We start from the raw sequence: 26,972 nt of genomic DNA on the forward strand, positions 1-26,972 counted from the left end.
CCATTGTGTAAAAACCACCTTTAAAAACTTGCACTGCTTTGACCTCGAAACTCGGAAAGCGGCCCAAAGGAGACCTTCAGAGTGGTTCTGTGATGCTGCGGTCGCAGCCCTCGAAGCGGCCATCGTAACAGTTCTGTCGAATGACTGTTTTGCCTTGTTACTGGTCGGCGCCGAGTCATTAGATCATCTTCTGCAGTTTCCTATCGGCGCGGATATCGGTCGTGAAATATGACCGCTTGTCCTCGGCTGTGCCTGCGGGCCGCACCACCCCTGTCGAATAGCGTTGCCTCGCCCCCCCCCGCGTTTGCCACGTGGCAGATTAGCAGGAACAGGCAGCTTCGCTGTCTGACCTGCAAATCAGCTCTGATTGTCCGAAAGGGAAGTCAGAACAAACCAAACTGTCTGCGGGAGCATAATAAGGGGGCGGCGTGTTAGTTGATGACGTAAAGGTCAAATTCAACTGATGTCCAACGTTGGGGGCGCCATCTGATGTCGAACGTTCACCTTGTTTCTGGTCCACCTGTGACGGTTGGGTCAGATTCGTGTGACGTTCAACAGGAAATGTAGAACGTCACTGATACTTGACTCAATCGATATCCAAAACCTCAACAAATCGGCCAATCACGTCATCCATTTCTGACCCAAACGTCAAGCAAATCTGACCCAGAGCGAGCAGAACCCCCTCATCGGCACTGCTAACGATAGTCGCCGAACCAGCTTGCCAAATAGCCCATTCCCGGGCTTTAAACACAAACGCTTTAATAAGGTGCCTTGGACAGCGTCATCAAAAACGCAACTAAGTCTGCAATCTCTTGCTCAGACAAATTCAATTGCGAGAGAATGGCTTCACCGTCGGCGTGCAGCCTTTCCGTATTGATTTTGCTGTAATGTCGGATCACAGCGTTCAGATCCTTTAGGCTGCCGTCATGCATGTACGGTGCGGTTTCAGCCACTCCACGCAGGCTGGGCGTGCGGAAGGTTCCAAATTCAGCGTGGCTCCGGCGTACATTTCGAACCGCCCAAGCACCTTGCTTATCCGGATCGTCATTCCAGTCGCCGTCCAGTGTATAGAGGCTTGAGAGCAAAAAGTTCAATCCACCAAACCGACCTTCGTCGACCTCGGTTTCATTCAGAAAATATGGTACACTGGCATCGTGGAACTCATTGTTGGAAAACCTCGGGCCGTTGTGGCAAAATACGCAATTCCCGCGCCCTAAAAACAGCTGAAGACCTCGCTGGGCTGCCTCAGGGTAGTAGGCAGCCGCTGGAAAATCTCGACGCTCTAAGGCATCGCGAAAATCGTCAAACTGCGTCCGGTCTGTAACCAAAATCTCCAAGTAAGCCGAAAGAGCTTTCGCGGCATTCACCAGAACAAGCTCTGGGCCCTGATTTTGGATGACGCCAAAAATAGCTTCAAAGTCATCAATGTAGGCACTTTCAGACATTGCTGTTTTTAGGCTTTCGGGGCTGTGCGCCATCTCTTGTTCTTCGATGATCGGATGCAGGCTGGCTGCCCAAAGGTTATCGCTTTTGCCACCCCACCCATACCAGCGGAGTCCGGCCAGGTTCCGCAGTGATGGAGTGTTTCGGTCCAACAGTACACGGCCGAGCGCCCGCGCCTCCGACGTTGCAAACGCCTGTTCAGGATCATGACAACTTGCACAAGAAAATGCACCGTCGACGGATAACACCGGATCGTTGAATAAGGCCTCTCCAAGCGCGATCGCTCTGGCATTGTTCGAAACCCTATTGCTTGGGTCTGACTGGAAGGATGGTGGCCACGGCCCAAAGGAAAGCGTTTGTTCAATTTCGTCTGCAGATAACAAGACCTCTGCACGCACTGCCCCTGTCAAGGCTATGAGCGCAGCTGTAACCCACAGCTTCATTTCAGCGTAATTTCTGACGAATAGAAAATTGATTGGCCATTGATGTCGACATCGACCTGCAGCTCCCACAAACCCGGCATGTGAAACAGCATATCATCAACGCGGAACGCTCCGCCGCCCAAGGCGGTAACATTGGGGGTATAGTTCATACCGTGTCGATGAGCCGGCATTATTGCATCCACATGCAATTGGCGAACAGCAGTCCCATCGCAAACTGAAACCAAAATGGAAAACGGTTGCGCCAACGGAATTTCGTCGACAGCCAGATACACCTCGGGCGCGTTTTGAGCGTCCGAATTCATGCGTTGCCCCGTCGCCTCACAAGCAACGGCCGCGCTGGACCATATAAGAAACCAAGCAGCGCAGTGGGTCATTCTGATGCCAGCAAACGTTCTGCGTTGGCATAGGCAATGTTGTCTGCGATCTGGTCCGGCAACAAATCCAACCATTCACGCGAAAAATCGGCATGAGGGCCTACGTAGTACCAACGTTCAGGTGCGAACGTATCCGTACCAACCATGAAACGATCCGGATGGGCTTCGAAAGCCTCCTTCCAATCGGGGTCAATTCTGCCTCTTGAAGCCATGTCTGAACGAAACGCCAGGTCGGCCCAAAGCCTGGGATAGGTATCCAGCGCGTCAACAACACTCGCTGGATCATCAAAGCCAGAGTGGGCCCACAGTACCCGAGCTTCAGGCCAGGTTTCGAAGATCAGGTCAACTGCCTCTCGATCGCCGTGGTGGTGTAGAATGAGGTTCCGCTCTTTCGCCAGTGCAATCATGCGCTGGATAACCGGCGTCTTAATGTCGTCTCCGTAAGCGTGAAACTCGCCGATGGCTTCGTAGTCGTTCTTGGCCAGATTTGCTTCCAAATAGTCGATTACAGTTTCATCGTGCATCCAGGTGTTGATTTCACCGCGGCGACGGTAAGGGCGCAGTGCTGGCACGACTATATCTGGTGCTGCGGCCAACAATAGTTGAGTGCCATTGTCATCCGAGCTGGAGACCAGGGCTTTACGAACGCCCGCATCCCGAAGGATTTTGGCCACCTGTTCGGGAGGAACCAGTTTGACGGCATCGTGGCTGTAATGAATATGCGCGTCAAAGATCGGGCGCTCTTCTGCGATAGCACTACTGCAAATCAGCGCGGCACCTAATATGAAGATATGTTTCAGCACCTCAAGCCTCCTCAATATCGTTCAGACTTTGGCAAGCCTCACATCGAACTTCACGTGCAAGAAAGGTTCAGTGATCTTACCAGAAAGCTCCATGCCATCGGGAAATTCTGAAACTGGCCTTTCAACATAGGTCATCACCAGATCGTCGCGCACGCCAAACACCGTGTCTTCATCCAGATAGGGATCATCGTCGGGAAATATTTCTGTCACCAACGAGCGATAACCCGGGGCCTTAATGATGTAGTGCAAGTGCGACGGTCGCCAGGGATGGCGGCCGCAGGCGCGCAGGATATCCCCAACCGGCCCGTCAGATGGTACAGTGTATTCCACTGGCTTGACAGTGGTGAAAGCATAGCGGCCATCTGAGCCGACCGTCATCAAGCCATGAAAAGAATAGGTATCCTGTTCCTCATCCTGACTGGCGTAAAGCCCGTTTGGCGCGGTTTGCCAAATGTCGAGCTCAGCACCCGCAATCGGATTGCCCTTTGTATCCCGGATCACGCCTTCGGCCAGCAGAACCGGCCCTCCATAGTGGCGTTTCATATCGCCACCGATCGGCAGCGGGGGTGCGCCAGAGACATGGAATGGCCCCAGCACGGAGGAACTGGTCGCGTCAGGGCTGGAATGCAGCATATCCACCAAAGACGACAGGCCTAGCACATCCGAGGCCAGAACAAACTCGTGCCTGTCTTCTGTTTCTATGGCGGCGCACCCCTCAAGAAACGCTATTCCTGCGCGCCATTCGTCATGTGTCAGATTGGTCTCACGGGCAAAACCATGAAGGTGTTTGACCAGAGACCCCATGATTTCACGCATCCTTGGATCGGTATCTTTGGACAAGTACCCCATGAAAACGTCGGTGATATTGTCTGAGGTAACAGAGCGCATCTTGGCCTCCTTATATCAGGGCAAGGCTGAGGATCGGGAATTCGATCAGAATGAACAGAACGATCAGCATCACGAACGCAAAGGGAAGTGCGCCCATGAAGACGTCCATTAGCGATATGCGGTCATCGTTGATCGTGGATTTGATGACGAAACAGGATATGCCTAGCGGCGGGGTCAAAAGTCCGATTTCAGCGCCGACAACGGTGATGATACCGAACCAGATCAGCGACATATCCAGAGCTTCGGCCATGGGCAGAAACAGCGGGACAACGATCAGAATGATGGACGCCGTATCGAGTAGTGTTCCCAAAAAAAGCATCAAGAGGACGTAGAGCAGCATGATCGACCAAAAGGACGCTGAATTCCCCGCAAGCAAGTCTTGCAACTGATTGGGCAGCCCGGCCAGTCCCAGCATGCGGCTGTAAATCGAAGCTGCCGTAATCAGGAACAAAATCGCCGCTGTAATGTGACCGGTTTCCAGCAACGCTTCCCAGAACGCTCTTGGTGTCATGGACTTGCGCACAACTGCGATCACGAGCGCAACCAGTGCCCCGGCGGCACCCGCCTCGACAGCGGTTAGCCATCCTGTGTAAATGCCACCGAGCACTACCGTGATAATGAACAATGTGGGCAGGGTCTTAGATGCGATCTCGCGCCCGGACATCCATTCGGTGTCTTCGACGACCCGGCCGCCCACAAATGCAGGTGTGAAGCGGCCCATCAACCAGATCGCGCCCACATAAGCTATCGCCAGCATGATACCGGGTATTACTCCCGCCAGAAACATGTCCCCTACGGACTGTTCGGCGACAAAGGAATAGATGATCAGCATCGCCGAGGGTGGAATAATCATCCCCAAAACCGACGACCCGGCCACAACCCCAACCGCAAAACGTGGATTATATGCCTGCGCCATCATCTGCGGGACCGAGACCTTGGTGAACACTGATGCGGACGCAATGGACGACCCGGTAACGGCCGCAAACACGGCGTTTGCTCCGACGGTCGCCATTCCGATACCACCTTTGACCTTGCGAAACCGCATGGTCATGACTTCGTAAATGTCCCTGCCTAGTCCCGCTTTTGAAACGATGAGACCCATAAAGGTAAACAGCGGGATTGTCGCGAAACTGTATTCCATCGCACTGTCGCCCACCGCAACCTTCAGCAGGTTGAGCGCAAGCGTGAAGTTGTCCCGCATCAGCCAGATCGACACGAAGGAGACCACGCCCAAAGCAATCGGAATGTAGACACCTGCGTAGATCAAAAAGACGATGGCAATGACCGAGATCAGGCCAATCTCAATCGGCGTCATTCTGCGGCCTCGTCATGTTCAGGGGTGCGAATAAGTTGCGGACGGTCCTGCGCCGTGACGACCTTGAGCAGGAAGATCACGCAGGCAAGCGCAGTACCGCACGCGATGACCAGTTTGACCGGCCACCATGGCAATGTGAAAAGACCGGGCACTCCGAAGTAGTCCTGTGTCTGCCACATGTGTAGAAATTCAGGGAATGTCACATAGGCAACCAATGCCATGAAGATCGCCGAGATGGCATTGATGATGCGCCTCAGGTTGGCTGTCAAGCCCGGGCGACGATGGTGTAGCAGGTTCAGGAACCCGTCCGAGCGTGTTAACCGATCTACTCTGACGACGTCGGCCAACTGCAAGAAAACGATCATCACGACCGAAAACTGGACCATCTCGTAGGTCCCGCGCAGAGGGGCTGAAAACAGGCCACGCGCGATGACGTCAACATTCAGAATGACCACCAACGCAAGGACGACGAGCGTACCCAAGGCGTTGGCGGCGATTGCGAGCGAATTGGCGACCCGCGACAGGCCAGCAACTGCGGTCTTCAGCATGAAAGGCCCCTTTCCCGGATCGCCGGACAGTTATTCGGCTGTCCAGTCACGCACTCCGGTGAAACCGGCGTCTTGAAGTTTGCCAAGGTAGGCGGCCAGCATCTCTGTGCCCTGCTCGCCGTTATCGTTCAGCGTCGCGGCCCATTCTTGCGCGACATTCGGCATGGCGTTTGCCCAAGCGGCACGGTCTTCGTCCGAAACTTCGACGATTGTGCCACCCGCTTCAACATACGCATCCCGCGAAGCAGCGGCGCGGTCCATCGCGATGCCGGCGACATGGTCACGGTAGTCGATGGCGACGGCCTTCAACACGTCTTTGACTTCGTCCGGGAGGCTTGCCCAGTAGTCGGCATTGACGGTGATGGTCTTGGAATTCACCGCTCCCAGATCAGCCTTGAGCATGTAAGGCGCCACTTCCGCGATCTTAAACGTCTTTGCGGCTTCGGGCCAAAGCATGCCGCAATCGACGAGGCCGGTTTGAAGCATGTTGTAGAAATCGGTTAGTCCCCCGCGTACGCCGGCGGCATCCTTGATCCCTTCAAGATAACGCAGGTTCAGGCCTGCTCCCGCGATTTTGCGGCCTTCAAGATCGGCAACCGAAGAAACAGGTTCCGTGCAGAAAATTTGATATGTGTCGAGCACAACGCCCGTGGCAAGGTAAACTTGGTTCTGCGCAGCAAACTCGTTCTGCATCGCAGGGTATTCGCGCGCGATTTCATCAACTGCCTTAGCCACGGCACGGGAGTCCGATGCCACGAAGGGTGTCGATCCCGAAATACCCTGGCTGGGCAGCTTAGAGGAATGAAAGATGGTTGTGACGATACCAATGTCGCCAAGGCCAAGCTGAATCCCTTCCAGAACGCCTTTCGGCTTAACGATTGAACCGCCGTAGTTCTCTTGCCAGTTCATTTTATAGTTGCCGGAATCGCCCAGCCGTTTGTCCACTTCTGGAATGAAGAAGTTGGTGAACTCTTTGACCCACAACGCGCGGTCGGGATAGCCATCAATTACGACGGCAGAGATGGTCTCTTCTGCCGCGAGGGGCATCGCCATGATGCCTGCCAGAGCAGCGCCCACTAGGCTGCGTTTGGTCCAGTTTTTCATTTCTCTCCTCCCAGAAAGTCGGGTCTTTTGTCTTTAATTGTTTGTTTTGACCCAGTTGACGGTCAGGTCCGTGCCTGCCGCTTCAAACAGTTTTGCGATGGCGCAATATTTAGCTGTCTCTTCGCCCACGCGTGTCAGCTCCTCCTGACTGGCGTGCGTCTCACAATTCACGGTGAGTTCGATTTCCGGAAACGGAACATCGATCTCTTCCTCCATAAGGACACCGCGCCGATCCAGCCTGCATTTCGCGTCGATTGTCACCGTGCCGAGTTCAACTCCCAACCGATGTGCGTTCTTGTGCCCGATGACATTCGTACAGGCGATCAGGGCTGCCATTGCGGTTTCGGTCGGAGACGGACCAAGATTTGTCCCGCCGCGTTCGACGGGTTCATCGACAACAACATCAAGATCGCGAATTGGTATCTCAGTCCGCGCATGAGTCGGGCATTGAGCTGTCGTGCGGTACGTCACGACAGGTTTTACTTTCATAGCCACAGCGTCACCTCCTCATGCATAAGAGCAAACCTTTTCGAATGGAAAACGTGGAAGCTTCTGGAACAATCCGGTCTCGTCCGCGTAGCCCAGATTGCATAGAAAATTGGACTTGAGCGTCGTGCCCACAAAGAACTCCTCGTCGACGATCTTGTTCGAAAAACCTGACATGGCGCCGACGTCCAACCCGACAGCCCGGGCCGCAATCATGAAGTAAGCGCCCTGAAGCGTGCCATTTCGAAAGGCCGTGTCTGCCACGTAGTCGGGCTTGTTTTCGAACAATGGCCGACGGTCTTCGTGCGGGAAAAGAAAGGGCAGTTCCTTCCAGAAATCCATGTCATAGGCAATGATCGCCGTGACCGGAGCATCCATCATCTTTGGCACATTCTTCGGCTTTAAAGACTTTGCAAGCCGCTCTTTCCCTTCGAGACTCTTCACGAAAACGAAGCGCGCGGGCAACGTATTCATGCTGGTCGCGCCGTTGATCGTGATGTCGTAGATCTCTTCAAGTAGGTCGTCAGAAACAGGCTTGTTGGTCCACGCGTAGTGCGATCTGGATTCGCGTAAGATCAACGCAATCGCGTCTTCCGACAAGCGTGGAATGCGTTCGCGCAGATCGCGGTGATCTTGCTGCGCCTTGGCGCGAAGTGCCTCCAGCTCTGCTCCGGTTGGTGCGCTCATGCTGCAGCCACCTTGGACTTGGCATCCTTTTCGTCAATGATTGGGCTGGCGCAAATTCCGATGCCTTCAATCTCGACCTCAACGGTTTCGCCGGGCTTCAACCAACGGGGATTGGGCTTTTTGGCGTGTCCGACACCAGGCGGCGTACCCAGCGCAATCAGATCCCCCGGCTCCAAAGTGGTATATTCCGAAATCGTCGCAATTACCTGCCGGACACCCCAGATCATGTTGGCCGTGTTCGAGCTTTGCAGGATTTCGTCACCCACACGGCTTTCGATCTTCAGACCTGATGCCCCTTCGGGCAACTCATCCGGCGTCACGGTGAAAGGACCGATCGCGCCCGTGTCATCAAAGTTTTTGCCGGGCGTCCACTGAACGGTTTTGCGCTGATAGTCCCGCAGCGAACCATCGTTGAATACGGTGTAGCCAAAGACATAATTCAGTGCGTCCTGTTCCGAGATATGGCGGCCGCGTTTTCCAACGATCAGCATAAGTTCGGCTTCGTAGTCGAGCTTCTCCGAACAGGCAGGCCGCACCATAGGTTGCCCTGCCGCCATGATCGAGTTCTTCCCGCGCATGAACAGCGTCGGATATTCCGGGATGTCATACCCGCCTTCCTTGATGTGGTCCGTGTAGTTCAACCCCATGCAAATGATCGTTCCGGGAGCGGCAACGGGCAATGCCGGAGTGATGGAAGACACGGGCATACTGTCTGCCGCGTCAATTTTGCCGACAAGTGAGTCGGCCAGTTCAGGCTTGGCTATCAATCCCATCAAATCCGAACCGACGGCAGGGTCCAAAGCCGTTAGATTCACTGCGTTTTCGCCGTTTACAGCAAAAACCGCTGTGCCTTCCGAAGTCTCTCCCACCAGGTATTTCATTTTCACCATCCATGTCAGTTCGCTTGATTTTTGCCGACTATTTTGCCATATGTCAAATAATATCGATTTTTTCTGGAGACGCCAAATGGTTGCTTGGGCAGACTACAAATCAGAAGCAAAAAGCCGCGGTGCGCTTGCTTTAGAGCTTTACGTCGCGCTGAGCACGCCAGCCAAAGCGCCCGAAGATGTAAAGGCGTCACTGCCAGATCACTTGGCGTATCAGGCGCAGTTGGAACGTTCGGGGCAGCTGGCTTTTGCAGGCCCCATGTCGGATGAAACCGGCGAGCATATGCAAGGAATGGGCCTGATCATCTATCGCGCCGACAACCTTGAATCCGCCCGGAAGCTGGCCGAAGACGATCCTATGCACAAAAGCGGGGCACGTAGCTTTGTACTTCGGCGCTGGTTGATCAACGAAGGCTCGCTGAACCTTTCAGTTGGTCTATCGACTGGAACGAGTGCCTTCAGTTAAGTGCACTCAAGAGTATTTGCTGCGAAATAGGAACAGTCGGATATGGACGCCATGCTTGATACCGAGGGCAAAGAGACATCAGCCACTCATGGAGCGTATCGAAGGCTGCGCGAAATGATCCTGACCGGAGAATTACCTCCAGGTCAAAAACTCAAGATCGAACAGCTTCGCGGGATTTTGGACACTGGCGCTAGTCCGGTTCGTGAAGCGCTTAGCCTTTTGACTTCAGACATGTTGGTCGAGCGGATTGATCAGCGCGGATTTCGGGCAGCGCCAGTCAGCAAGTGTAACTTCGAGGAAATACTTCTGTTGCGCTGCAACCTTGAGGAAACCGCGTTACGCGCTTCCATCACCAATGCGGATGCGGCCTGGGAAGATCGGCTTGTCTTACGTCACCATCATATGAAAAAGGCCAGCCAGAACGGGGCGCGGGACTTTGAGGACGCTCACAAGGCGTTTCATATGGCCTTGTTGGACAATTCGAAACTGCCGTTGCTGCTGCGGTATTGCTCGCAACTTTATGACCTGAACATTCGCTACCGCTATCTGGCGGCCGGCGGGTCGAGCTACAAAAAGCGAGACATCGCCGCCGAACATCAGCAAATCCTGGACGCCGCATTAAATCACGACGCAGACAGCGCAACTCGGCACCTAATCGATCACTACCGCCGAACAGGTGAGTACCTTAGCAGCCAGATGGAGCCCTGAAATGCAGCGGAATTGGTTTCTGGGTGATCTACTAAACCAATTGCTGGACCGTCCCGACAATAGGCGTGACAAGGATGACAAACGGTCCATTGCCGAACTATGTGAGGCGCTTTTATCTGCGGAAGGTGAAGTATCAGGCTTCACGCTCGCGTCTACGATCCTTGAGCGCTACCACACCCTGAATGATGCGGAGAAACTAGACTTTTTTGTCTATTTGAACGACCAACTTGAGTTGGACGCAAATCAGCTTTCTGAAGCAGCCCGCCTCTACGCCAGTGACCAAAGTGTCAATCTTTATCAAAGGCTTAGTGAAGTTTCAGAGCCACGGCGACAAGAGTTATTGCGACGGCTGAACCAGCCGTCTGGTGCGACGCAGGAACTTGTCGCCATGCGCGTTGATCTGCTGCGCTTTCTCAAATCCAAACCGGAACTCAAGCGAACAGATATCGATTTCGTCCATTTATTGCGCAGCTGGTTCAACCGGGGCTTTCTTGTCCTCAAGCAAATCAGCTGGGACACCCCTGCCCGCGTTCTGGATAAGATCGTCGCCTATGAAGCGGTGCACCAAATCAACGATCTGGACGATTTGCGGCGAAGGCTCTACCCGCCAGACCGTCGTTGTTTTGCGTTCTTCCATCCTTCGATGCCAGATGAGCCACTGATTTTTGTTGAGGTCGCTCTGACCGCCGAAATCCCGGATGCAATAGATACGCTTCTATCCGAAGCACCAGAACCGATCGAAGCCGAGCAGACAAAGGTCGCGGCGTTCTATTCCATTTCAAACTGCCAAAAGGGTTTGGCGGGCATCAGCTTTGGGAATCTATTGATAAAGCAGGTTGTGACCGAGCTTTCGCGGGAGCTTCGCGGGCTTGATACCTTTGTGACATTGTCGCCGATACCGGGGCTAAACCGGTGGCTGGCTGGTGAAACAGACAACCCGGAACACGGGCATGCCGCCGAGGCCGTGCTTGCAGAAACAGCAACACCGCAGGACGTGCGCGCGATGGCCGCCCGGTACTTGATGTTCGCCAAGCGCGAAGATGGCATGCCGCTTGACCCTGTGGCGCGCTTTCACTTGGGAAATGGTGCCGAGCTTCATGACCTGCATGCCCAGGCAGATCAGTCGCCAAACGGACGCGCCCAGTCCGGAGGTGCGATGGTCAATTACCTTTACGATTTGAACAAAACAGAACGTTACCACGAAGAATTCGCGACACGTGCCACGATCCAAGCCTCGCGTTCAATTCGCGCGGCTTCTACTGCGACGCTTGCGGTAAAGCCTAGGGAAAATACAGCGTGACTAATACACTTTACGACAGTTTGTTTGCCCGCCACAAGGGCAACACGGCTCCATTCCTGCAACTCGATAATGGCCAGGTGGTCACTTATGATGAGTTTCTGCAGCGCACCGCGCAAATCGCGCATGTCTTGCAGAACAGTGGAGTTTCCCCTGGCAGTCGCATCGTTGTGCAAGCGCCCAAGCAGGCCGACACGATTGCGCTCTATGCCGCTTCGGTTCGGGCAGGTGCTGTCTACCTGCCCCTAAACACTGCCTATACCATGGCAGAGTTGGACTATTTCATCTCTGATGCGCAACCTGCGTTAATCGTTTGCGACAGCCACGACAAAGTTGAATTCGAACAATTGGCGACCCGGTCTGGTGCAAAGCTGCTGACCTTGGGCGGCGAAAATCCAAGCTTGAGCCGCGAAGCGGACGCACAGCCTTGTGTATTCGAAACTGTGGATCGCGCGCCGGACGACCTCGCGGCGCTTCTTTACACATCAGGTACCACGGGCCGGTCCAAGGGCGCGATGCTCAGCCACCGAAACCTGCTGTCCAATGCCCAAGCCCTTGTGGATTTGTGGGGTATCACCGACGCTGATCGCTTGATTCACGCGTTGCCCATCTTTCACACGCACGGGCTTTTCGTGGCGATGAACACATCACTACTCGCCGGTTCCAAAGTGCGGCTGATGAAAAAATTCGACACTGGAATGATCTTGGAGGAATTGCCCCACTCGACCCTTCTAATGGGAGTCCCCACTTTTTATTCCCGATTGCTGGCCGACGAAGGTTTCACCGATGAGATCACAGAGAACATGCGTCTGTTTGTTTCCGGCTCAGCCCCGTTGCTGGCAGAGACCCATGTGGCGTTCGAAACGCGCACGGGCCACCGTATCCTTGAGCGCTACGGTATGACCGAAACGAACATGAACACCTCTAACCCTTATGGCGGTGAGCGTCGCGCGGGAACTGTTGGTATGGCCATACCCGGCACCGAGGTGATCGTAACCGACCCTGAAACTGGAGAACCGCTGCCCCAGGGCGAGATCGGAATGATCGAAGTACGTGGCCCCAATGTTTTTCAGGGCTATTGGCAAATGCCCGAAAAAACGGCTGAAGAGCTTCGAGAAAATGGATTTTTCATCACCGGAGATCTGGGCCAATACAGCGAGGATGGCTACCTGTCGATTGTAGGTCGGTCAAAAGACCTGATCATCACTGGTGGTTACAATGTCTACCCTAAAGAAATTGAAGACGTTTTGAACGATGTCGATGGCGTTCAGGAATCGGCGATTTTCGGCGTCCCCGACAAAGACTTCGGTGAAGCAATCATTGCCGCTCTGGTTGCCGAGCCTGGAGCACAGCTTCAGGTGGAACAGATCGAGTCAATCATCAGAAGCAAGCTGTCGCGATTCAAACATCCTCGCCGCTACGAACTCGTCCAGGAGTTGCCGCGAAACACTATGGGAAAAGTTCAAAAGAACGCGCTGCGCGAACGGTACGCGAACAAGGAACGGTCACCGGCGTTATCTTAGGAAGCCCAGCCAGACGCTCAATCAAATCAAGACCTTCAGATCGGATACTACCCACCCTTCAGACTGCCAAACTCATCAGGAGATCCACAATGACTCGCATGACGGCAAAAGACTTCGACCAGGAACTTCTGGACCTGTATGACTATTACGCGCACGGCAAGATCACCAAGCGCCAATTCCTGGACCGCGCAGGCAAGTTCGCGGTCGGCGGCGTGACAGCGGTCGCGCTGCTGAACATGCTCAGCCCGAACTACGCGATGGCTCAGCAAGTGTCGTTCAACGATCCCGATATCCACGCGGACTACATCACCTATCCTTCACCGAATGGAACCGGTGATGTTCGCGGATACCTTGTCCGACCCGCCGGCGTTGAAGAGCCCCTGCCCGCGGTATTGGTAATCCACGAAAACCGCGGCCTTAACCCCTACATCGAAGATGTGGCGCGACGCTTGGCGAAAGCAGGCTTTATGGCTCTGGCTCCAGACGGTCTGACGTCGGCTGGCGGATACCCAGGCAACGATGCTGATGGGCGCGAGCTTCAAAAGACGGTCGATCGGGTCGAGCTGATGAATGATTTCTTCAATGGCTTTGAATACCTATTGAACCGAGAAGACTGCACCGGGAAGGTTGGCGCTGTGGGTTTCTGCTATGGCGGTGGTGTGGTCAGCGCAATTGCCGTAGCTTACCCCGAATTGGCCGCGGGCGTGCCATTCTATGGTCGCCAGCCAGCAGTTGAGGATGTGGCCAAAATTCAGGCACCGTTGCTGATTCAGATGGGAGAGCTTGATGAGCGCATCAACGCAGGTTGGCCGGATTTTGAAGCCGCCCTGCAATCCAACGGAAAGGTTTACGAGGCCTACATCTACGAAAATGCCAACCACGGTTTTCATAATGACAGCACGCCTCGTTACGACGAGGAAATGGCAAACCTAGCCTGGGACCGCACCATTGATTGGTTCAACACTTACCTGAAGTAACTACAGTATACAGCGAAGCGAGCATTGTGTTTTCCTCGCTTCGTCGCAACCCACAGTTTACCGGGGCCAAGTCATTTGAAACCCCAGTATTCTATTTCTCATGATCAGATTGATCGACAGGAACGCTTGGCTAAAAGGCTTGGGTGTAAAGAACACCTGATTTGAGCCCCAAGGCAGCAGTCTCAAATTCAATGAATCACTTTGACCGCTTTAAACGGATGGCAATCCCAATCAGATTAGAATTGCGAGCTATTTCGCAATACCGTTAGCATCGCGGAGAAAACGCGAAGTGTCTGGGTCAATCCAGGATAGGTCAAAACTGCATCTCCGAAATCGGGGCTAGAGATCACCTTTTGTCGAATGAGCTGTCAGGTGCTCCGACCAAACAGTTGAGCACCCACGGGTAGCTTGTCGTGACATAGTATCCGTATTGGCCATCCACAGTCATGCCATTGCACTTATCTAGATCGCCAGCCTCTGTGAACTCGTAGTCGTCGATATATGTCCCGTCCGGCGTACCACCGGGCCCTGTAGGTGGAGCAGGTCGTGGTGTAGTTTTGAGTTCATAGCCAGAGATCGCAGGTCTAATTTTGCCGTCGCTGTCTTTGAAAATCGTCCCGTAGATCGGAAAGCCGTCAGCTGCGAAGCCAATAACAGGTGACGGTTTATCAAGGGCGTGATCCAAAAACAGAGCATTTGGATTGGAATGGTAGTGATACCTCCCATCGGGCTGGGCGTGCGCATTGTGAAGATCTACGCCAAAATACTGATCGTAGGACGGCGGATCGAGCAGCCAAAGATCAGTGTCTCGACACCCTGCCAACACATTGCCGTTCTTATCTGCTCGCGGGCCGCTCGGGCGATAACACCCAGCCGAAAGCAAATCGACCGGCACGCCATTCAACAAAATGGCATCATAACTCCTTTGCGACAGCACGGTTTGGTTACGGGCCTTTTCCGGATTTCTGGGAATCCGAAAAGTGCCAGGCAATTCGCGTACATTGTTAGCGAAGTTGGCTTTGGGCCCGTTGAAATCATGGTTGGGAATGCCATTGGTCTTGAGAGTGCAGTGCTGGCTTTCTGCCGAAATTTCGATTTCGGAGTTAAACCGTTGTTGGCGCGTTACGTCCTCCACCGAAGCAGAATACACTCCTTCATAATCCGCGCAGTCTCCAGATCGGTTGCTGAGCAAAAGGTTGGTGATGTCTTGGGCTTCGTTTTGAGCATGAGCCTGAACGGTAACAAAACCCAACAAAAGCGCGCTGATTGCCAAATACACCAATCGCATGGTTCAACCTCCTAAGGGTTTTCGAAATTCCAAAAATAGGCCACTCGATGAGAGGTTGGACCAAGCGTCCAATCATCAGAAGGCGACGCGGTCTCCCCCTTTCAAATCAAGAATTTCCCTGGCTTCATCAGGCGTCGCCATCTGACTGCCCAGATCTTCTACGATACGCCGAATTTTGGCGACTTGCTGAGCGTTGCTTTCGGCCAACTTTCCACGCGAGATGAACAAGCTGTCTTCCAGGCCAACGCGAAGATTGCCGCCCATCTGACTTGCAGTGGTAGCAAGCGACATCTGCGCACCGCCGGCTCCGAGAACGGACCAGCGGTAGTCATCACCAAACAGGCGATCTGCTGTGCGTTTCATGAAGATCAGGTTGTCGACCTCAGGCCCGATACCACCGAGGATTCCAAAGATGAACTGAATGAAAATAGGTGCTTTGAACAACCCGATATCCATGCAGAATTTTAAGTTATACAAATGGCCGACATCGTAGCATTCATGTTCGAATTTGATGTCATGCGGCGCGAGCGTTTCTGCCGCTTCGCGAATGTCCCGGAACGTATTGCGAAAGATGTTCTGATCGGAGTTCGCGACATAGTCTTTCTCCCAATCAAATTTCCAATCATCATCGCCATACCGGTTGGCCAAGGGGTGAAACGAGAAGTTCATCGAACCCATATTCATCGAGCACATTTCGGGGCTGAAAGTCTTGGCCGGATTGATCCGGTCCTGAATGGACAATGTCAGCGATCCACCGGTCGATAGGTTCACAACAGCGTCCGTTGCCTGTTTTATACGGGGCAGGAATGGCGCGAAGTCGTTCGGATCGACCGATGGCGACCCGTTCTCAGGGTTGCGGGCGTGGAGGTGTAGGATCGACGCTCCGGCCTCGGCGGCCTCGATCGCCTGCCGTGCGATGTCGTCGTAAGTGTACGGGAGCGCATCCGACATAGTTGGTGTGTGGATCGCTCCTGTTACAGCACATGTAATGATGGTCTTTTTCTGACGGGCCATAGGTTCAGTTTTCCTTGGATTGTCCGATGTGCTTGACGCGATAGCCCAGCGGGAAAAGTTGCAGGTCATAGCGGCTACGGATAACGCCCCAGATGCCTTTTGGCGCCTTGAGCATGACAACGATTGCGACAACGCCGAGAACGATCAGATAAGTTGTACCGAGGTCTGCGAGTGTTTCGCGCAGGGCGAAGAAAACCAGCGTACCGATAATCGGCCCTTCGATGGTGCCGATGCCGCCGATCACCACGATGAATATGACAAAGGCGGTCCAGTCATTGACGCTGAACGCCGCATCCGGCGAGATGCGTAGCTTTTGCAGGAAGATGAGCGCACCGATCATTGCCGTAAACGCTGAGGTGACAACATAAACGATGAATTTTGTGCGCCAAATATCAATACCCAAGCTGCCGGCTGCGAGTTCGTTGTCGCGAATTGCCGTCAGCGCCAACCCTTGCCGCGAGCGCAGGAAGAGATACACGGCTGTCACCACCAGAACAGTGGCCCCGAGCGCCAGCCAATAGCTCAGCGCCTCACGCATCGCGCGCCCGGACGCCAGTGATTTAACGATGGCGACGGGCAGCGAAGATCCTGATCCTCCGCCAAGCGCTGAGATTTGCGCGAAGCTCAGCCGAAAGACCTCTGCGATGACCCAGGTGCCTATGGCAAAATAAGCGCCCCGAAGCCTGAAAATCAAAACTGCAACCGGGATTGAGATCAAAGCCCCCAGCACTCCTGCAGCTGCGATAGCAACCAGTGGGTGCAAACCGCCAAGCATCGTAAGCGCAAAGAGCATATAGCCGCCAAAGCCCACATAGGCTTGCTGACCAACAGAGACGAGACCGGCATAACCCGCCATGAGGTTCCAAAGAGTGGCGAGGGACAGGTAGAGAAACAGCTCTCCCATCAGGCGCATGTCAGCGCGGCCTGCCCACCAGGGCGCTGCAATCAATACAAGCAGAGCAATTGCGGTTAGGATCGCGGCAACACGGGCTGCTTTTGACGATCGAGAAACAGAGCAGTCCCGTAGGTTCATCCGGAAATCCTCGGGAAGAGGCCGTTCGGACGAACGGCAAGAATAACAAGGAAAGCAATATGACCGGCAAGCACCTGCCAGCCCGGATCAATCTTGGCTCCGATGGTTTGCGCAACGCCAAGGATAACGCCGCCAATCAACGTACCCCAAAGGTTGCCTAGCCCACCGATGATAACGGCCTCAAAGCCAAAGATCAGGCGCCCCCCGCCAATGGAAGGATCAAAGCTTGTCCGAATACCAAGCAGGATACCGGCGATTGCCGTCACGCCGAGGGCCAGCGCCATTGCCAGGCCAAAGATATGCCGACGATTGAGACCCATGAGCTGTGCGATGTCTTGATTGTCAGAAACCGCTCGGAACGCGCGCCCAAGTGCGGTGTGATAGAAGGTCCATTGCAGCCCCCAAATCACAGCGATGGCGATCCCGAAGGTCAGTAGCGGTAATATCCCGAGGGTCACACCGCCTACTGCAACGCTGGCTGTTTCCAGCGCACCAGCATTCAATGTTTGCGGGTCGGCCGTGTAGACCTCCAGCAATCCGTTCTGGATAATTACACTCAGCCCGAAGGTCACAAGCAGCGGTGGAAGAATATCGTCGCCCAAAGTTTGGTTCAGTAGGCCGCGTTGAAGTGCATACCCAATCAGCGCCATAGCGGGAACGACAATCACCAACGCGGCCATAGGATGCATCCCGGTCGCGGTCGTTACGGTCAGCCCGAGATATGCGGCCAACACAATCAGATCACCATGAGCAATATTGACCAGCCTCATGACACCAAAGATCAACGACAGACCAGCAGCAAACAGCGCGTAAAGCCCACCCAGCAAAGTTCCCTGCACGATAGCGTTCAGCCATTCCATATTATTGGATCCCGAAATAGGCGCGCGAAATGTCTTCGCGCGAAACGGTGTCGGACGCGCTTTCCAGCGAAACGCGCCCCTCCTGCAGGCAGTAGACCCGGCTTGAGACCGACAGTGCCTTGGTGATGTCCTGTTCGACGATGATCGCACTCATGCCCTCGCCGATGATGCCGGGCAGCGCTTCATAGATGTCTTTGATGATGATCGGCGCGAGCCCGAGGCTGATTTCGTCGAACAGGATGAGATCTGGATTGGCCATCAGTGCGCGCCCGATTGCGACCATCTGCTGTTGACCGCCCGAAAGCGATGTCGAGGCCTGATCTTTGCGCTCTTCAAGGATCGGAAATAAATCGTAGACGGCAGCCAGATCCCAAGGACCTGTGCGGCCAATTTGGGCACCGATCATTAGGTTTTCTTTGACAGACAAAGAGTGGAATAGCTGGCGACCTTCCGGAACCATGGCGAGGCCAAGTTCTGCAACCTCGTCTGCGCGAAGCCGGCTGATATCCTGACCACGGTAGTGAATCTGATCCACTCCGTTCGTCAGTAACCCGGTGATTGACCGCATCAGGGTCGTCTTGCCTGCGCCGTTTGCACCAATGATGGCCAGAACTTCTCCCTCGCCGACGTCCAATTCGACATCATAAAGCGCTTGGAAATCGCCGTAATAGGAGTTCAAACCGCGTGTCTGAAGAATTGAGTCAGGCATCGGCTTCGATCCCCAGATAGATTTCTTTGACTTCCGCGCTTTCCATGATTGCCTGCGGCTCGCCCTCGGCGATCTTCTTTCCGAAGTCTATGACGATCAGACGATCCACGACGGCCAGCAGGGCGTGCACAACATGTTCGATCCAGATGATGGTGACGCCAGAGGCGTGGATGTCTTTGATGGTCTGGACCAGTGACTTGCACTCGGCTTCGGTCAAACCACCGGCAATCTCATCCAGCAACAGCAGTTTGGGCTTGGCGCAAAGCGCACGTGTTAGTTCCAGGCGTTTACGCTCCAGCAAAGTCAGGCTACCAGCAAGAACGTTTGCCTTGGGCAGCAGTTCTGTTTGGTCCAGAACCTCCAGACAAAAGTTTTCGGCCTGGTGTCCATGCATGCCAGCTGATTGCGTGGCGGCGATCATCGCGTTTTCGAAAACAGTCATGCCCGAAAACGGCTGCGGGACCTGAAAAGAACGCGCGATGCCTGCATGGCTGCGCTTTGCCGCGCTCCATTTGGTGACGTTCTGCCCGCTGAATTCTATCACCCCGGAATTGGATTTGAGCGTCCCCGTGATCAAGTTGAACATCGAGGTTTTGCCGGCGCCGTTGGGGCCTATTACCCCGAGTGCCTCGCCTTGCTGAACCTCATAGCTCATGGCATCGGCGACAGTTACTGCGCCAAATGCCTTGCTCAGGTCTTGGAGTCTCAAGATTGTCGTCATGCTTCTCTCGGATGGAGGGTTCGGCGCCAAGATCGGCGCCGAATGTCTGGTTAGCCCAGCAGTTTCATATCTGCCGTCACCGGAACTTCGGGCGTGGTGCTGTTTGCAACAATCTGCAACTCATAGGCGTCTCCGGACTTCTGCCACTGGCCACCGACCAGCGGAGTTTTGGTGACGTTGTTGATTGGCCCATCACCCCAGTTCACCGGCCCTACAATTGTGTTCAGGTTGGTGGACGTGATTGCCGAAATGATCGAAGACGGGTCTTCCAGATCATCCGCCCGCTTGATGACATCCGCGACGACCTCGAACAGCGCGTGTTTAAAGCCGAGCGGTTGTGTCCACGGACGGCCCGACTCTGTCGTGTAACCTTCTGCCAGATCTTTCGAAGAAATACCTGTGAGTGAGGACGAGAACGGATGATGCGGTGACCACCAGACCTCGGTCGACAACCCATCACCACGGTCGCCCAGCGATTCAATGACGGATGGGAACAGAAGTGCCTTGCCAATGGTCACGACCTTCGGGTTGAACCCTTGCTGGGCCGCTTGGCTCCAGAACGTCGCAAAGTCCGGCGGGATCATGTTGCCAGTGACGATTTCGCAGCCAGCAGCCTTGAACGCTGCGATCTGATTTGAGAAGTCATCGGACAGAGGCTGATAGCGACCGGGATCGGTCAGCGTGTATCCGGCGGCGGCGAGCGGCTTTGGCAGACCAAGTTCCGCATCGCCCCAAGCATTGCCGTCAGCATCGTTGGGGAAAAGACCGCCGACGGTTTTTGTGACACCCGTTTTGTCCCACATATCGAGGAACGCTGCGATCACGTCTTCCAAACCCCAGAAGAAGTGATAGGTCGTTTCAAAACCCTCACCAGGAACACCATTGCGGCCAAAGAAATAGGGCTGCCAAGGACAGTCGGTGGTGATGCAGGGAACTTCGTTGATCTCTGCCTGATCAGCGACAGGGTTCACCGTGTCCGGTGTTGAAGCCGCAACGATGATATCGACCTCATCGCCCAGGATCAGGTCAGCTGCAACCTCTGCTGCTCGGTTCGGGTTGGACTGGCTGTCTTTTAAGATGATCTCGACATTCCAGGTCTTTCCATTGTTGTCCAACCCGGCCGAAAAGACCTGCTGTATGGCTTGAAGCACGTACTCGTCGGCCTCAGCGAAACCAGCAAGCGGTCCGGTGCGAGGGCTAACGTTGCCGACCCGCAGCGTTGGGTTTGCGGCGTAGGCGCGCGTCGCCCGAAGAATGGCCGGCGCGGCGATTGCCGCCGTAGCACCGGCAATAAAACTGCGCCTAGTGGCCGTTTTGAAAGTCCTTGTCATTGCGTCCTCCCTTCACCGGCCTCCCGCCAGTGTTTGATTGATCTTACAAAGTCTTCTCGAGATTTTTCAGGTGTTTCGCGACGCGGTGGCGAACCTGATCCGCCTCGCCCTCGGCCCATTTCCTGAAACCTTCGCCGGATTTCATGCCTAGCTTGCCCGCTTCAACGAGCGACTTCAGGTAGGATGAAGGTCCCTTATGCGCTTCGAGATCGTGCAGTACGTTTTCGTGGATATCGAGTGTCAGGTCAGTACCCACCAAATCCGCGTTTTCCAACGGACCAAGGACCGCCAATCGCCGCCCAAAGCTGGACTTGATCACAGTATCAACAGCTTCCGCGTCGCAAATACCGTTTTCCACCAGACTGACCGCTTCGCGCCACAGCGCATGTTGAAGGCGATTGCCGATAAAGCCGGGCACGTCCTTTTCGACCATCACCGGAGTTTTTCCAGCGTCCTTCAGCAGATCGAACATCGTCCGTGCTATCTCGGGGTCTGTCCATTCCGTCTTGATGATTTCGACCAATGGAATCATGTGCGGCGGGTTCCACCAATGCGTTCCCAACGCGCGTCTTTTCAGTCGCAATCCAGACATGATCTGAGTGATGGGCATGACCGACGTATTTGAAGCGAGTATGCAGGTCTCTGGTGCGTGCGCCTCGATCTCAGCAAAGATCGCTTGCTTGAGCTCCAACTTTTCCGGCGCCGCTTCAAAAACAGCATCGGCATTTTGAACCGCACCTTCCGTCGTCGCAAAGATTTCAATCATCTTGAGAGTATTTGTGATTGTGACCTCGTCGTCCCCCATCGCCGCCATGCTGGCGCGGATGCGGTCAGACACGGTCGCGCGCGCCTCTTCCACGGGATCGGTGATGGCGACGTAGTGGCCCGCTTTTGCCAAGGTCAGGGCGATACCGTGCCCCATAAGACCCGCGCCAATTACCGCCATCTGCTGTTTCTTGTGCACCATCATTTAACCAGCCGTGTATCCGCCATCGGCATGAAGGATATGCCCGGTGTAAAAATCAGATGCCCGCGACGCGAGAAACAGGAGCGGACCGGCAAGGTCTTCAGGCTCACCCAGTCGTCCTTTGGGAACACGGGTCAGGAAGCCATCGCGTACCGCCTTAGCATCGTCGGTGTCTTCAAACATCCAAGCCGTCAAAGGCGAACGGAATACCGTTGGCGCGATCGCATTGACGGTAATCCCTGTTGGACCCAGCTCACATCCCAAGGCTTTGGTTATCCCGTTCACAGCAGCCTTTGACGCGCAATACGCTGTGTAGCCGGCAGGGTGCCCCAGGATGCTGCGCGCAGAACTGACGAAAATGATTTTGCCATATTCGCTTTGCTTCATGTGTGCCGCCGCCGCGCGCGCCAACAACCAGCTCTGGTTCACGTTGGCGTCCATCACTGCATCAAAGGTTTCCGGTGCCATTTCGTTGATCGGCGCAACTTTGTTCATACCAGACGCGACAACGAGAATGTCGAGCTTACCAAAGTTGTTGACTGCTTCTTCTACCAGCGCACTGCATGATGCCTCGTCGGACGGGCGGGTATTCACCGCAACGACGGTCGCACCAAGCGCCTCGCACTCTTTGGCAATCTCGTCGAGCGCGTCCTGATTGCCCGCAGCCAGAACCAGATTGCACCCAGCGCCAGCCAGAACGCGCGCAGCAACCATTCCAAACGCGCCCGACGCTCCGGTGATCAGTGCGACGTTGTTTTTTACGTCAAACATCTTGAGTGGATCAGACATTCTTTTTGTCCTTAGCTTTCTGGCGGATACGGAATGACCACCAGCATTTTGCAGGTGTGGTTGGCGCGGTTTTCAATTTTACGCACTTCGCCGGGTGCGATCGTACAGCTGTCCATGTGTCCAAGAGTGGTTTCGGTGCCATCAACGATGACAGTCATTTCGCCTTCCAGAACGACGTAGACTTTCTCAAAAGGTGTAGAGTCGGGGCCTGCGCCACCACCCGGCAGGAACTGGCTGAAGCCAATCCACTGATTTGTCGGCCCGCCTTCCTCAAACCCTTGTAAGCGCAGCCCATGACACCCAAAATGGTTCGGTGCTTCGTAGGGTTGTGCGTCTTGAAAACGCTTCAGATGCATGTCCGTCTCCGCTCAAGGTTATTGGCGGCCACCGGCGAACCGGCGACCGGTTCGTGAGTGTTCAGAAATCTTCACCAGCCTCGATGCGGTAGGACTGGTTCTTGTCGATCATCGCCACCAGTCGGATAATGCAGCCATCGCCTCGGTCCCAATTCCACGGGAAGAACGCGAAGGTGCAGCGCTTGCCGGTCACCGCATCCAGATCACCACCAACGTTTTCGATGCCCAGTATACCTTTGGAGAACAGCATGTTGTGCACCGGCTCCCACTCGGGGAAGTCAACCTCCCACGGGGTGCCGCCTGACCATTCAAGGTACTCTTTCTCAAGGTGCGGCAGGATCGGGCCGTTACGCTGCGGGCCAATGGCCGTCGCCAGAGGGTGATCGTTTGCCTGGGTGTCGTGCCCAACGACTTTCACACCTTTTTCGATCATCCACTCAGCAGCGGAAGGAACGAGACCCGGGCAGTAAGCAAAGTAGTCACCGTCTTCGTATTGCTTATGCCAACCGGTGTTGATGATCAGTACGTCGCCCTTGCGGATCGCATGACCGCAAGCCTTTTCCAGATCATCCCCGGTGATTTGCTCCCACTTCTTTTTCGGCACAGAAACCACCAAACCCGAACCGAAGAAATGGGGGAGCGGAACCTCATCGATGAACGGCGTCCCCTGAACAACGTGCGCCGGTGCATCAATATGCGTGGTCACATGCATCGTTGTGGTAATCGTCTGCGACAGAACCCCCGACTTGGCCATATAGTGCTTTCGGTCGATCTGAACGTCCTTGAAATACGGCCAGTTGGGACACTGAAACCCGTATCTGTGGCTCAGGTTATAGAACTCGAGCCCCATGTCGTTGTCGGTGTTTGCCTGAAACTCAATGCCACGGATTTCGACCATTGGGCATATCTCCTCTGTTCGCCGACAACGCGGCGGTGTTCGCTTTTCAATTGTCTGGGTGGCCTCCCCACCTTTCCCGTATGATGATGCATACGCACCGCATTATGGTCAACTAAAAACTCACTATACGGTTGACTTGCACCGCATTGTGATACAACACTAAAAAATCGCCAGGCATCCCGAGCTACGATGCCAAGACAGAATGGGATAGGTTAAATGTCTGAAAAAGCGGATAAAGGTGGCATTCAGGTCATTTCCAGAGCGGCCTCGATTTTGCGTGTTCTAAAAGAAAACCAATCCGGAATGAGCTTGGGGAAAATCGCCGAGCGTGTTGATCTGCCCCGCTCTACGGTACAGAGAATCACAAGTGCACTTGCTGAAGAAAAACTTGTCATAGCAGATGCAAATGGAGGTGGCTTGAGGCTCGGCCCCGAACTAAGTGCTCTCGCAGGCGCCGCGCAGTACAGCATCGTCGAACACTGCCGACTGCTTTTGACGGAATTAACCCAAAAAACCGGGGAAACCACAGACCTCGCTGTGATGCGTGGGATTGGTATGGTTTTTCTGGATCAAGTTCCGGGCGTTTACCGTTTGACTACGGTCTCGCAAGTAGGCGAGGTTTTTCCACTGACCACCACTGCAAACGGGAAAGCTTGTCTCGCTCTGCTCGATGAAGGAGATGCAACAAAGCTCATTAAGAACGAATGGGAACGGAATGGTATCCAAAGAAACTTGGATGAGTTCCTTTCCGAACTTGATACTGCCCGCGAACAGGGCCTTGCCTATGATTTGGACGAGCATTCTGCCGGCGTGTCGGCGATCGGGTTTTCTTTCGTCGACTGGGTCGGAGACCTGCACGCGATCTCAATTCCAGTGCCAACGACGCGATTTGCACGGCAAAGAGCAACCATCGAACAAGCGCTTATCGAAACATCCACAAATATACATCAAACCTTCCAATAAGCTTTTGAAGCTGACTTTAGACAGATTGGTGTCTCTCGACCGACCTTGTCTGGCAGCCCGCACTCCCGCGTTCGCCACGTGACAGATCAGCAGGAACAGGCAGCTTCGCTGTCTGATCTGCAAATCAGCCCTGATTTTCCAAAAGGGAAGTCAGATCAAACGAAACTGTCTGCGGGAGTCTGAAATAGCAGCGGCGTGTTAGTTGATGACGATAGGTCAAATTCAACTGATGTCCATCGCTGGGGACGCCTTCTGATGTCGAACGTTCACTGCTTTTCTGGTCCAACTGTGACGGTTGGGTCAGGTTTGTGTGACGTTCAACAGGAAATGTGGAACGTCACTGATCTTTGACTCAATCGACAACAAAAACCTCCATGAATTAGAGAATTCCGTCATTTAATTCTGACCCAAACGTCAAGCATATTTGACCCAGTACCTTATCTCCTCATTTTGCGACGCCTCGAGGAGCTCATTGTCGGTTGTTGGAACAAGGTGCCTCTATTCCGATTTTTCTTGTGAATTCGGAGAATTGATTTTCTGGAAAAACAGGCAAGCTATCGCAAGCCATATTCCGAAGATCTCTAGACAGAAATTCCAGTGAGTACGCAACCAGTTCGCCGTCCCGTGTCGCCATCCAAACCATGCGGTCATCGTTGGTTACAGCCATTGCGCCAGCAGGTTCCAACCCATTGGGCCTAAACTCTCGCAACACAAACGCGTAGTTTCCTTCGCCTGGCGACTTGAGCCCAGATCGGTTCACAAGCAATTGGTCGTCGTGCAATGATATGCTTGGAACTACCGTCGGACCGGTACCCAATGAGTACGTCCCGTTGAAAAAGCTAGCATGCAAGTTCGAGCGACTGTTATCGATAGTTAGCTTTGAAACCGGATCGGATTCTGTATCTATCTCCTGCTCCCAATCACTGTATGTGTACATAGTCAGGGACTTCGTCTCCGGTTGGAAACTAAAATAATCTGAATAGATTGGCATGTCGCGCCAATGATATAGACCATCGATTACGAAGTCTTGAACTGGGATCCGCTGTATTGGCGTCATTCCGATACTCGGATCTATGATTTGTATTCCACCAAACTTCTCAGACGCGAGAGCGAAAACGTTGGAATCCCCTAGGAATCCGGCAATTACCAAAGGTCCCTTCTTGGTTAGTTGATACTTCGACTGTAGTTTCCACTGCTCAGATTGCTTGTCCTCGTTAATTGATAGCTTGACCAAATAGGCGGATCCACTGACAGTCCCGATCAAAAGAGATTTGCCGTCGTCACTGACAGACAGGCTGGCGATGAAGCCGTTGTCCTTATCAATCTCACGCTCGCCAAGAGGAAATCCGCGAAACATTTGCTCACCAGACTGCACATCAATCACAGTAACAAAACCATCTTGGCTGGCTGCGGTGAGATATGCGGCGCAAAGGAAAAGTTCTGTCGCAAAAGGCAAAACTATTTGTCGCCACATAAGCACCAAGTGGCGGACCGAGGAGTAACAATATATTTCGCATAACCTTTTGTTAAAAATATATAAAAAATCTCTGATTCAAATTCATACCACTAAAAATACCACACTACGCATGAGAACTGACGTTTCAAAGCCTCAGGATCGAGTATGACGGAACGACCGGTAAGTTACAGTAACAGACACACATACAAAGTGCAGCGAATAACTACTTTGAGCCCATTGTTGACGTTCCCAAGGTAAGTTTCCTCGGTCATGCAGGGCGATGAGAACGCACTCACTGCGTGAACCCACACATCACAAGTGTGGTCAAAATCGGGAGCTAGCTTTCAATATTCGCTGCAAAATCTGTATTAACGTTAGACAATCTGATTGCCCAGAACACAATTCGCCAATTGGCGTAAGTATCAAGCTCCGCGCATTCGAAGGCTATGGATAAGCTTGCGATCTTCCTTTGAATAGTGCTTTCAAAGGTGCTCCGTTTGGATCGCACTGATTTTGTCGCTCTGCAAAAATCCTTGCGAAACAAGTGTTAGAGTGGTCAGACTTACATAGTCACAAAGAGGAAAAGCCGTACCGAGACCGGTGAAATCATAAGATGCCACAATTAAGCGTGGCCGCCC

The 26,972-nt window shown here is 53.9% G+C and carries 28 protein-coding genes; 6 read left to right on the plus strand and 22 right to left on the minus strand.

What is annotated here, in order from left to right; translation table 11 throughout:
• Positions 1 to 758 precede the first annotated feature (758 nt).
• The 10 genes from D1823_RS11345 to D1823_RS11390 all read right to left on the minus strand — a co-directional run bounded on the left by D1823_RS11345 (position 759) and on the right by D1823_RS11390 (position 8,972).
• The gene (locus D1823_RS11345) at positions 759 to 1,886 is read right to left on the minus strand and encodes a cytochrome-c peroxidase (protein WP_117870041.1); all 1,128 of its coding nucleotides are present in this window, start codon (positions 1,884 to 1,886) and stop codon (positions 759 to 761) included.
• Positions 1,883 to 2,188, minus strand: coding sequence for a hypothetical protein (locus D1823_RS11350; RefSeq protein ID WP_162896822.1), 306 nt, complete (start codon positions 2,186 to 2,188; stop codon positions 1,883 to 1,885). The genes D1823_RS11345 and D1823_RS11350 overlap by 4 nt, the downstream gene beginning before the upstream one ends.
• A gap of 68 nt (positions 2,189 to 2,256) precedes the next feature.
• Entirely contained in the window at positions 2,257 to 3,063 is an 807-nt protein-coding gene (locus D1823_RS11355) for an amidohydrolase family protein (RefSeq protein ID WP_117870045.1), read from the minus strand.
• A gap of 21 nt (positions 3,064 to 3,084) precedes the next feature.
• On the minus strand, positions 3,085 to 3,951 hold the full coding sequence (locus D1823_RS11360) for a dioxygenase (protein WP_117870048.1): 867 nt from the start codon (positions 3,949 to 3,951) through the stop codon (positions 3,085 to 3,087).
• Positions 3,952 to 3,961: 10 nt separating this feature from the next.
• Positions 3,962 to 5,266, minus strand: coding sequence for a TRAP transporter large permease (locus D1823_RS11365; protein WP_117870050.1), 1,305 nt, complete (start codon positions 5,264 to 5,266; stop codon positions 3,962 to 3,964).
• A complete protein-coding gene (locus tag D1823_RS11370) occupies positions 5,263 to 5,814 on the minus strand; it encodes a TRAP transporter small permease subunit (RefSeq protein WP_117870052.1) in 552 nt (183 codons plus the stop codon). The genes D1823_RS11365 and D1823_RS11370 overlap by 4 nt, the downstream gene beginning before the upstream one ends.
• A 30-nt stretch (positions 5,815 to 5,844) precedes the next feature.
• Positions 5,845 to 6,918 (minus strand): C4-dicarboxylate TRAP transporter substrate-binding protein, encoded by a 1,074-nt coding sequence (locus tag D1823_RS11375; protein WP_117870054.1) that lies wholly within the window; start codon positions 6,916 to 6,918, stop codon positions 5,845 to 5,847.
• 33 nt (positions 6,919 to 6,951) lie between these two features.
• On the minus strand, positions 6,952 to 7,407 hold the full coding sequence (locus D1823_RS11380) for an OsmC family protein (protein WP_117870056.1): 456 nt from the start codon (positions 7,405 to 7,407) through the stop codon (positions 6,952 to 6,954).
• 18 nt (positions 7,408 to 7,425) lie between these two features.
• Positions 7,426 to 8,091, minus strand: coding sequence for a malonic semialdehyde reductase (locus D1823_RS11385; RefSeq protein WP_117870058.1), 666 nt, complete (start codon positions 8,089 to 8,091; stop codon positions 7,426 to 7,428).
• Positions 8,088 to 8,972, minus strand: a complete 885-nt coding sequence (locus tag D1823_RS11390; protein WP_117872860.1) for a fumarylacetoacetate hydrolase family protein — start codon at positions 8,970 to 8,972, stop codon at positions 8,088 to 8,090. Before D1823_RS11390 ends, D1823_RS11385 begins: the two co-directional genes overlap by 4 nt.
• A gap of 85 nt (positions 8,973 to 9,057) precedes the next feature.
• On the opposite strand from D1823_RS11390, the gene D1823_RS11395 reads away from it, so the two are divergent.
• From D1823_RS11395 to yghX, 5 genes are all read left to right on the plus strand, one after another.
• Positions 9,058 to 9,444: a YciI family protein gene (locus D1823_RS11395; protein ID WP_117870061.1), complete on the plus strand. Its 387-nt coding sequence runs from the start codon at positions 9,058 to 9,060 to the stop codon at positions 9,442 to 9,444.
• Positions 9,445 to 9,486: 42 nt separating this feature from the next.
• On the plus strand, positions 9,487 to 10,152 hold the full coding sequence (locus tag D1823_RS11400) for a GntR family transcriptional regulator (RefSeq protein WP_117870063.1): 666 nt from the start codon (positions 9,487 to 9,489) through the stop codon (positions 10,150 to 10,152).
• Position 10,153: 1 nt separating this feature from the next.
• On the plus strand, positions 10,154 to 11,452 hold the full coding sequence (locus D1823_RS11405) for a malonyl-CoA decarboxylase (protein WP_205511825.1): 1,299 nt from the start codon (positions 10,154 to 10,156) through the stop codon (positions 11,450 to 11,452).
• The gene (locus tag D1823_RS11410) at positions 11,449 to 12,972 is read left to right on the plus strand and encodes a malonyl-CoA synthase (RefSeq protein ID WP_117870065.1); all 1,524 of its coding nucleotides are present in this window, start codon (positions 11,449 to 11,451) and stop codon (positions 12,970 to 12,972) included. The genes D1823_RS11405 and D1823_RS11410 overlap by 4 nt, the downstream gene beginning before the upstream one ends.
• Before the next feature lie 89 nt (positions 12,973 to 13,061).
• Entirely contained in the window at positions 13,062 to 13,949 is an 888-nt protein-coding gene (yghX, locus tag D1823_RS11415) for a YghX family hydrolase (RefSeq protein ID WP_117870067.1), read from the plus strand.
• A 346-nt stretch (positions 13,950 to 14,295) separates the two neighbouring features.
• Here the strand turns inward: yghX and D1823_RS11420 are convergent, their stop codons facing one another.
• The 11 genes from D1823_RS11420 to D1823_RS11470 form a co-directional block, all read right to left on the minus strand.
• Entirely contained in the window at positions 14,296 to 15,237 is a 942-nt protein-coding gene (locus D1823_RS11420; protein WP_117870069.1) for a YHYH protein, read from the minus strand.
• A gap of 75 nt (positions 15,238 to 15,312) precedes the next feature.
• Positions 15,313 to 16,251 carry a 3-keto-5-aminohexanoate cleavage protein gene (locus tag D1823_RS11425; RefSeq protein WP_117870071.1) on the minus strand — a complete coding sequence of 313 codons (939 nt, stop codon included), beginning with the start codon at positions 16,249 to 16,251 and terminating at the stop codon, positions 15,313 to 15,315.
• Positions 16,252 to 16,255: 4 nt separating this feature from the next.
• Positions 16,256 to 17,284: a branched-chain amino acid ABC transporter permease gene (locus D1823_RS11430; RefSeq protein ID WP_117870072.1), complete on the minus strand. Its 1,029-nt coding sequence runs from the start codon at positions 17,282 to 17,284 to the stop codon at positions 16,256 to 16,258.
• A complete protein-coding gene (locus tag D1823_RS11435) occupies positions 17,281 to 18,144 on the minus strand; it encodes a branched-chain amino acid ABC transporter permease (RefSeq protein WP_117870074.1) in 864 nt (287 codons plus the stop codon). Before D1823_RS11435 ends, D1823_RS11430 begins: the two co-directional genes overlap by 4 nt.
• Position 18,145: 1 nt before the next feature.
• Positions 18,146 to 18,853: an ABC transporter ATP-binding protein gene (locus D1823_RS11440; RefSeq protein ID WP_117870077.1), complete on the minus strand. Its 708-nt coding sequence runs from the start codon at positions 18,851 to 18,853 to the stop codon at positions 18,146 to 18,148.
• Positions 18,846 to 19,562 (minus strand): ABC transporter ATP-binding protein, encoded by a 717-nt coding sequence (locus D1823_RS11445; protein WP_371415274.1) that lies wholly within the window; start codon positions 19,560 to 19,562, stop codon positions 18,846 to 18,848. The genes D1823_RS11440 and D1823_RS11445 overlap by 8 nt, the downstream gene beginning before the upstream one ends.
• Before the next feature lie 62 nt (positions 19,563 to 19,624).
• Positions 19,625 to 20,905 (minus strand): ABC transporter substrate-binding protein, encoded by a 1,281-nt coding sequence (locus tag D1823_RS11450; RefSeq protein ID WP_117870081.1) that lies wholly within the window; start codon positions 20,903 to 20,905, stop codon positions 19,625 to 19,627.
• Positions 20,906 to 20,948: 43 nt separating this feature from the next.
• Complete coding sequence (locus D1823_RS11455; protein ID WP_217582603.1) at positions 20,949 to 21,875, minus strand: 3-hydroxyacyl-CoA dehydrogenase family protein; 927 nt, start codon at positions 21,873 to 21,875, stop codon at positions 20,949 to 20,951.
• Positions 21,876 to 22,661, minus strand: coding sequence for an SDR family NAD(P)-dependent oxidoreductase (locus D1823_RS11460; protein ID WP_117870083.1), 786 nt, complete (start codon positions 22,659 to 22,661; stop codon positions 21,876 to 21,878). It lies immediately after the preceding gene.
• An 11-nt stretch (positions 22,662 to 22,672) separates the two neighbouring features.
• Positions 22,673 to 23,017: a cupin domain-containing protein gene (locus D1823_RS11465; RefSeq protein ID WP_117870085.1), complete on the minus strand. Its 345-nt coding sequence runs from the start codon at positions 23,015 to 23,017 to the stop codon at positions 22,673 to 22,675.
• Between the two features lie 61 nt (positions 23,018 to 23,078).
• Complete coding sequence (locus tag D1823_RS11470; protein ID WP_117870087.1) at positions 23,079 to 23,915, minus strand: cyclase family protein; 837 nt, start codon at positions 23,913 to 23,915, stop codon at positions 23,079 to 23,081.
• Between the two features lie 216 nt (positions 23,916 to 24,131).
• Here D1823_RS11470 and D1823_RS11475 point away from each other — a divergent pair, with 216 nt between their 5' ends.
• Positions 24,132 to 24,878, plus strand: a complete 747-nt coding sequence (locus tag D1823_RS11475; RefSeq protein WP_117870089.1) for an IclR family transcriptional regulator — start codon at positions 24,132 to 24,134, stop codon at positions 24,876 to 24,878.
• 469 nt (positions 24,879 to 25,347) lie between these two features.
• Here the strand turns inward: D1823_RS11475 and D1823_RS11480 are convergent, their stop codons facing one another.
• Complete coding sequence (locus tag D1823_RS11480; protein ID WP_162896823.1) at positions 25,348 to 26,334, minus strand: hypothetical protein; 987 nt, start codon at positions 26,332 to 26,334, stop codon at positions 25,348 to 25,350.
• Positions 26,335 to 26,972 lie beyond the last annotated feature (638 nt).

This window comes from Ruegeria sp. AD91A (assembly GCF_003443535.1).
Classification (GTDB): domain Bacteria; phylum Pseudomonadota; class Alphaproteobacteria; order Rhodobacterales; family Rhodobacteraceae; genus Ruegeria.

Bases quoted from the DNA above. Each gene is read 5' to 3' on its own strand.
- D1823_RS11435 (WP_117870074.1), bottom strand. From the start codon at position 18,144: ATGGAATGGCTGAACGCTATCGTGCAGGGAACTTTGCTGGGTGGGCTT.
- D1823_RS11475 (WP_117870089.1), top strand. From the start codon at position 24,132: ATGTCTGAAAAAGCGGATAAAGGTGGCATTCAGGTCATTTCCAGAGCG.
- D1823_RS11385 (WP_117870058.1), bottom strand. From the start codon at position 8,091: ATGAGCGCACCAACCGGAGCAGAGCTGGAGGCACTTCGCGCCAAGGCG.
- D1823_RS11455 (WP_217582603.1), bottom strand. From the start codon at position 21,875: ATGATGGTGCACAAGAAACAGCAGATGGCGGTAATTGGCGCGGGTCTT.
- D1823_RS11460 (WP_117870083.1), bottom strand. From the start codon at position 22,661: ATGTCTGATCCACTCAAGATGTTTGACGTAAAAAACAACGTCGCACTG.
- D1823_RS11450 (WP_117870081.1), bottom strand. From the start codon at position 20,905: ATGACAAGGACTTTCAAAACGGCCACTAGGCGCAGTTTTATTGCCGGT.
- D1823_RS11365 (WP_117870050.1), bottom strand. From the start codon at position 5,266: ATGACGCCGATTGAGATTGGCCTGATCTCGGTCATTGCCATCGTCTTT.
- D1823_RS11405 (WP_205511825.1), top strand. From the start codon at position 10,154: ATGCAGCGGAATTGGTTTCTGGGTGATCTACTAAACCAATTGCTGGAC.
- D1823_RS11350 (WP_162896822.1), bottom strand. From the start codon at position 2,188: ATGAATTCGGACGCTCAAAACGCGCCCGAGGTGTATCTGGCTGTCGAC.
- D1823_RS11430 (WP_117870072.1), bottom strand. From the start codon at position 17,284: ATGAACCTACGGGACTGCTCTGTTTCTCGATCGTCAAAAGCAGCCCGT.
- D1823_RS11375 (WP_117870054.1), bottom strand. From the start codon at position 6,918: ATGAAAAACTGGACCAAACGCAGCCTAGTGGGCGCTGCTCTGGCAGGC.
- D1823_RS11345 (WP_117870041.1), bottom strand. From the start codon at position 1,886: ATGAAGCTGTGGGTTACAGCTGCGCTCATAGCCTTGACAGGGGCAGTG.
- yghX (WP_117870067.1), top strand. From the start codon at position 13,062: ATGACTCGCATGACGGCAAAAGACTTCGACCAGGAACTTCTGGACCTG.
- D1823_RS11380 (WP_117870056.1), bottom strand. From the start codon at position 7,407: ATGAAAGTAAAACCTGTCGTGACGTACCGCACGACAGCTCAATGCCCG.
- D1823_RS11425 (WP_117870071.1), bottom strand. From the start codon at position 16,251: ATGGCCCGTCAGAAAAAGACCATCATTACATGTGCTGTAACAGGAGCG.
- D1823_RS11390 (WP_117872860.1), bottom strand. From the start codon at position 8,972: ATGAAATACCTGGTGGGAGAGACTTCGGAAGGCACAGCGGTTTTTGCT.
- D1823_RS11360 (WP_117870048.1), bottom strand. From the start codon at position 3,951: ATGCGCTCTGTTACCTCAGACAATATCACCGACGTTTTCATGGGGTAC.
- D1823_RS11420 (WP_117870069.1), bottom strand. From the start codon at position 15,237: ATGCGATTGGTGTATTTGGCAATCAGCGCGCTTTTGTTGGGTTTTGTT.
- D1823_RS11395 (WP_117870061.1), top strand. From the start codon at position 9,058: ATGGTTGCTTGGGCAGACTACAAATCAGAAGCAAAAAGCCGCGGTGCG.
- D1823_RS11400 (WP_117870063.1), top strand. From the start codon at position 9,487: ATGGACGCCATGCTTGATACCGAGGGCAAAGAGACATCAGCCACTCAT.
- D1823_RS11370 (WP_117870052.1), bottom strand. From the start codon at position 5,814: ATGCTGAAGACCGCAGTTGCTGGCCTGTCGCGGGTCGCCAATTCGCTC.
- D1823_RS11440 (WP_117870077.1), bottom strand. From the start codon at position 18,853: ATGCCTGACTCAATTCTTCAGACACGCGGTTTGAACTCCTATTACGGC.
- D1823_RS11465 (WP_117870085.1), bottom strand. From the start codon at position 23,017: ATGCATCTGAAGCGTTTTCAAGACGCACAACCCTACGAAGCACCGAAC.
- D1823_RS11470 (WP_117870087.1), bottom strand. From the start codon at position 23,915: ATGGTCGAAATCCGTGGCATTGAGTTTCAGGCAAACACCGACAACGAC.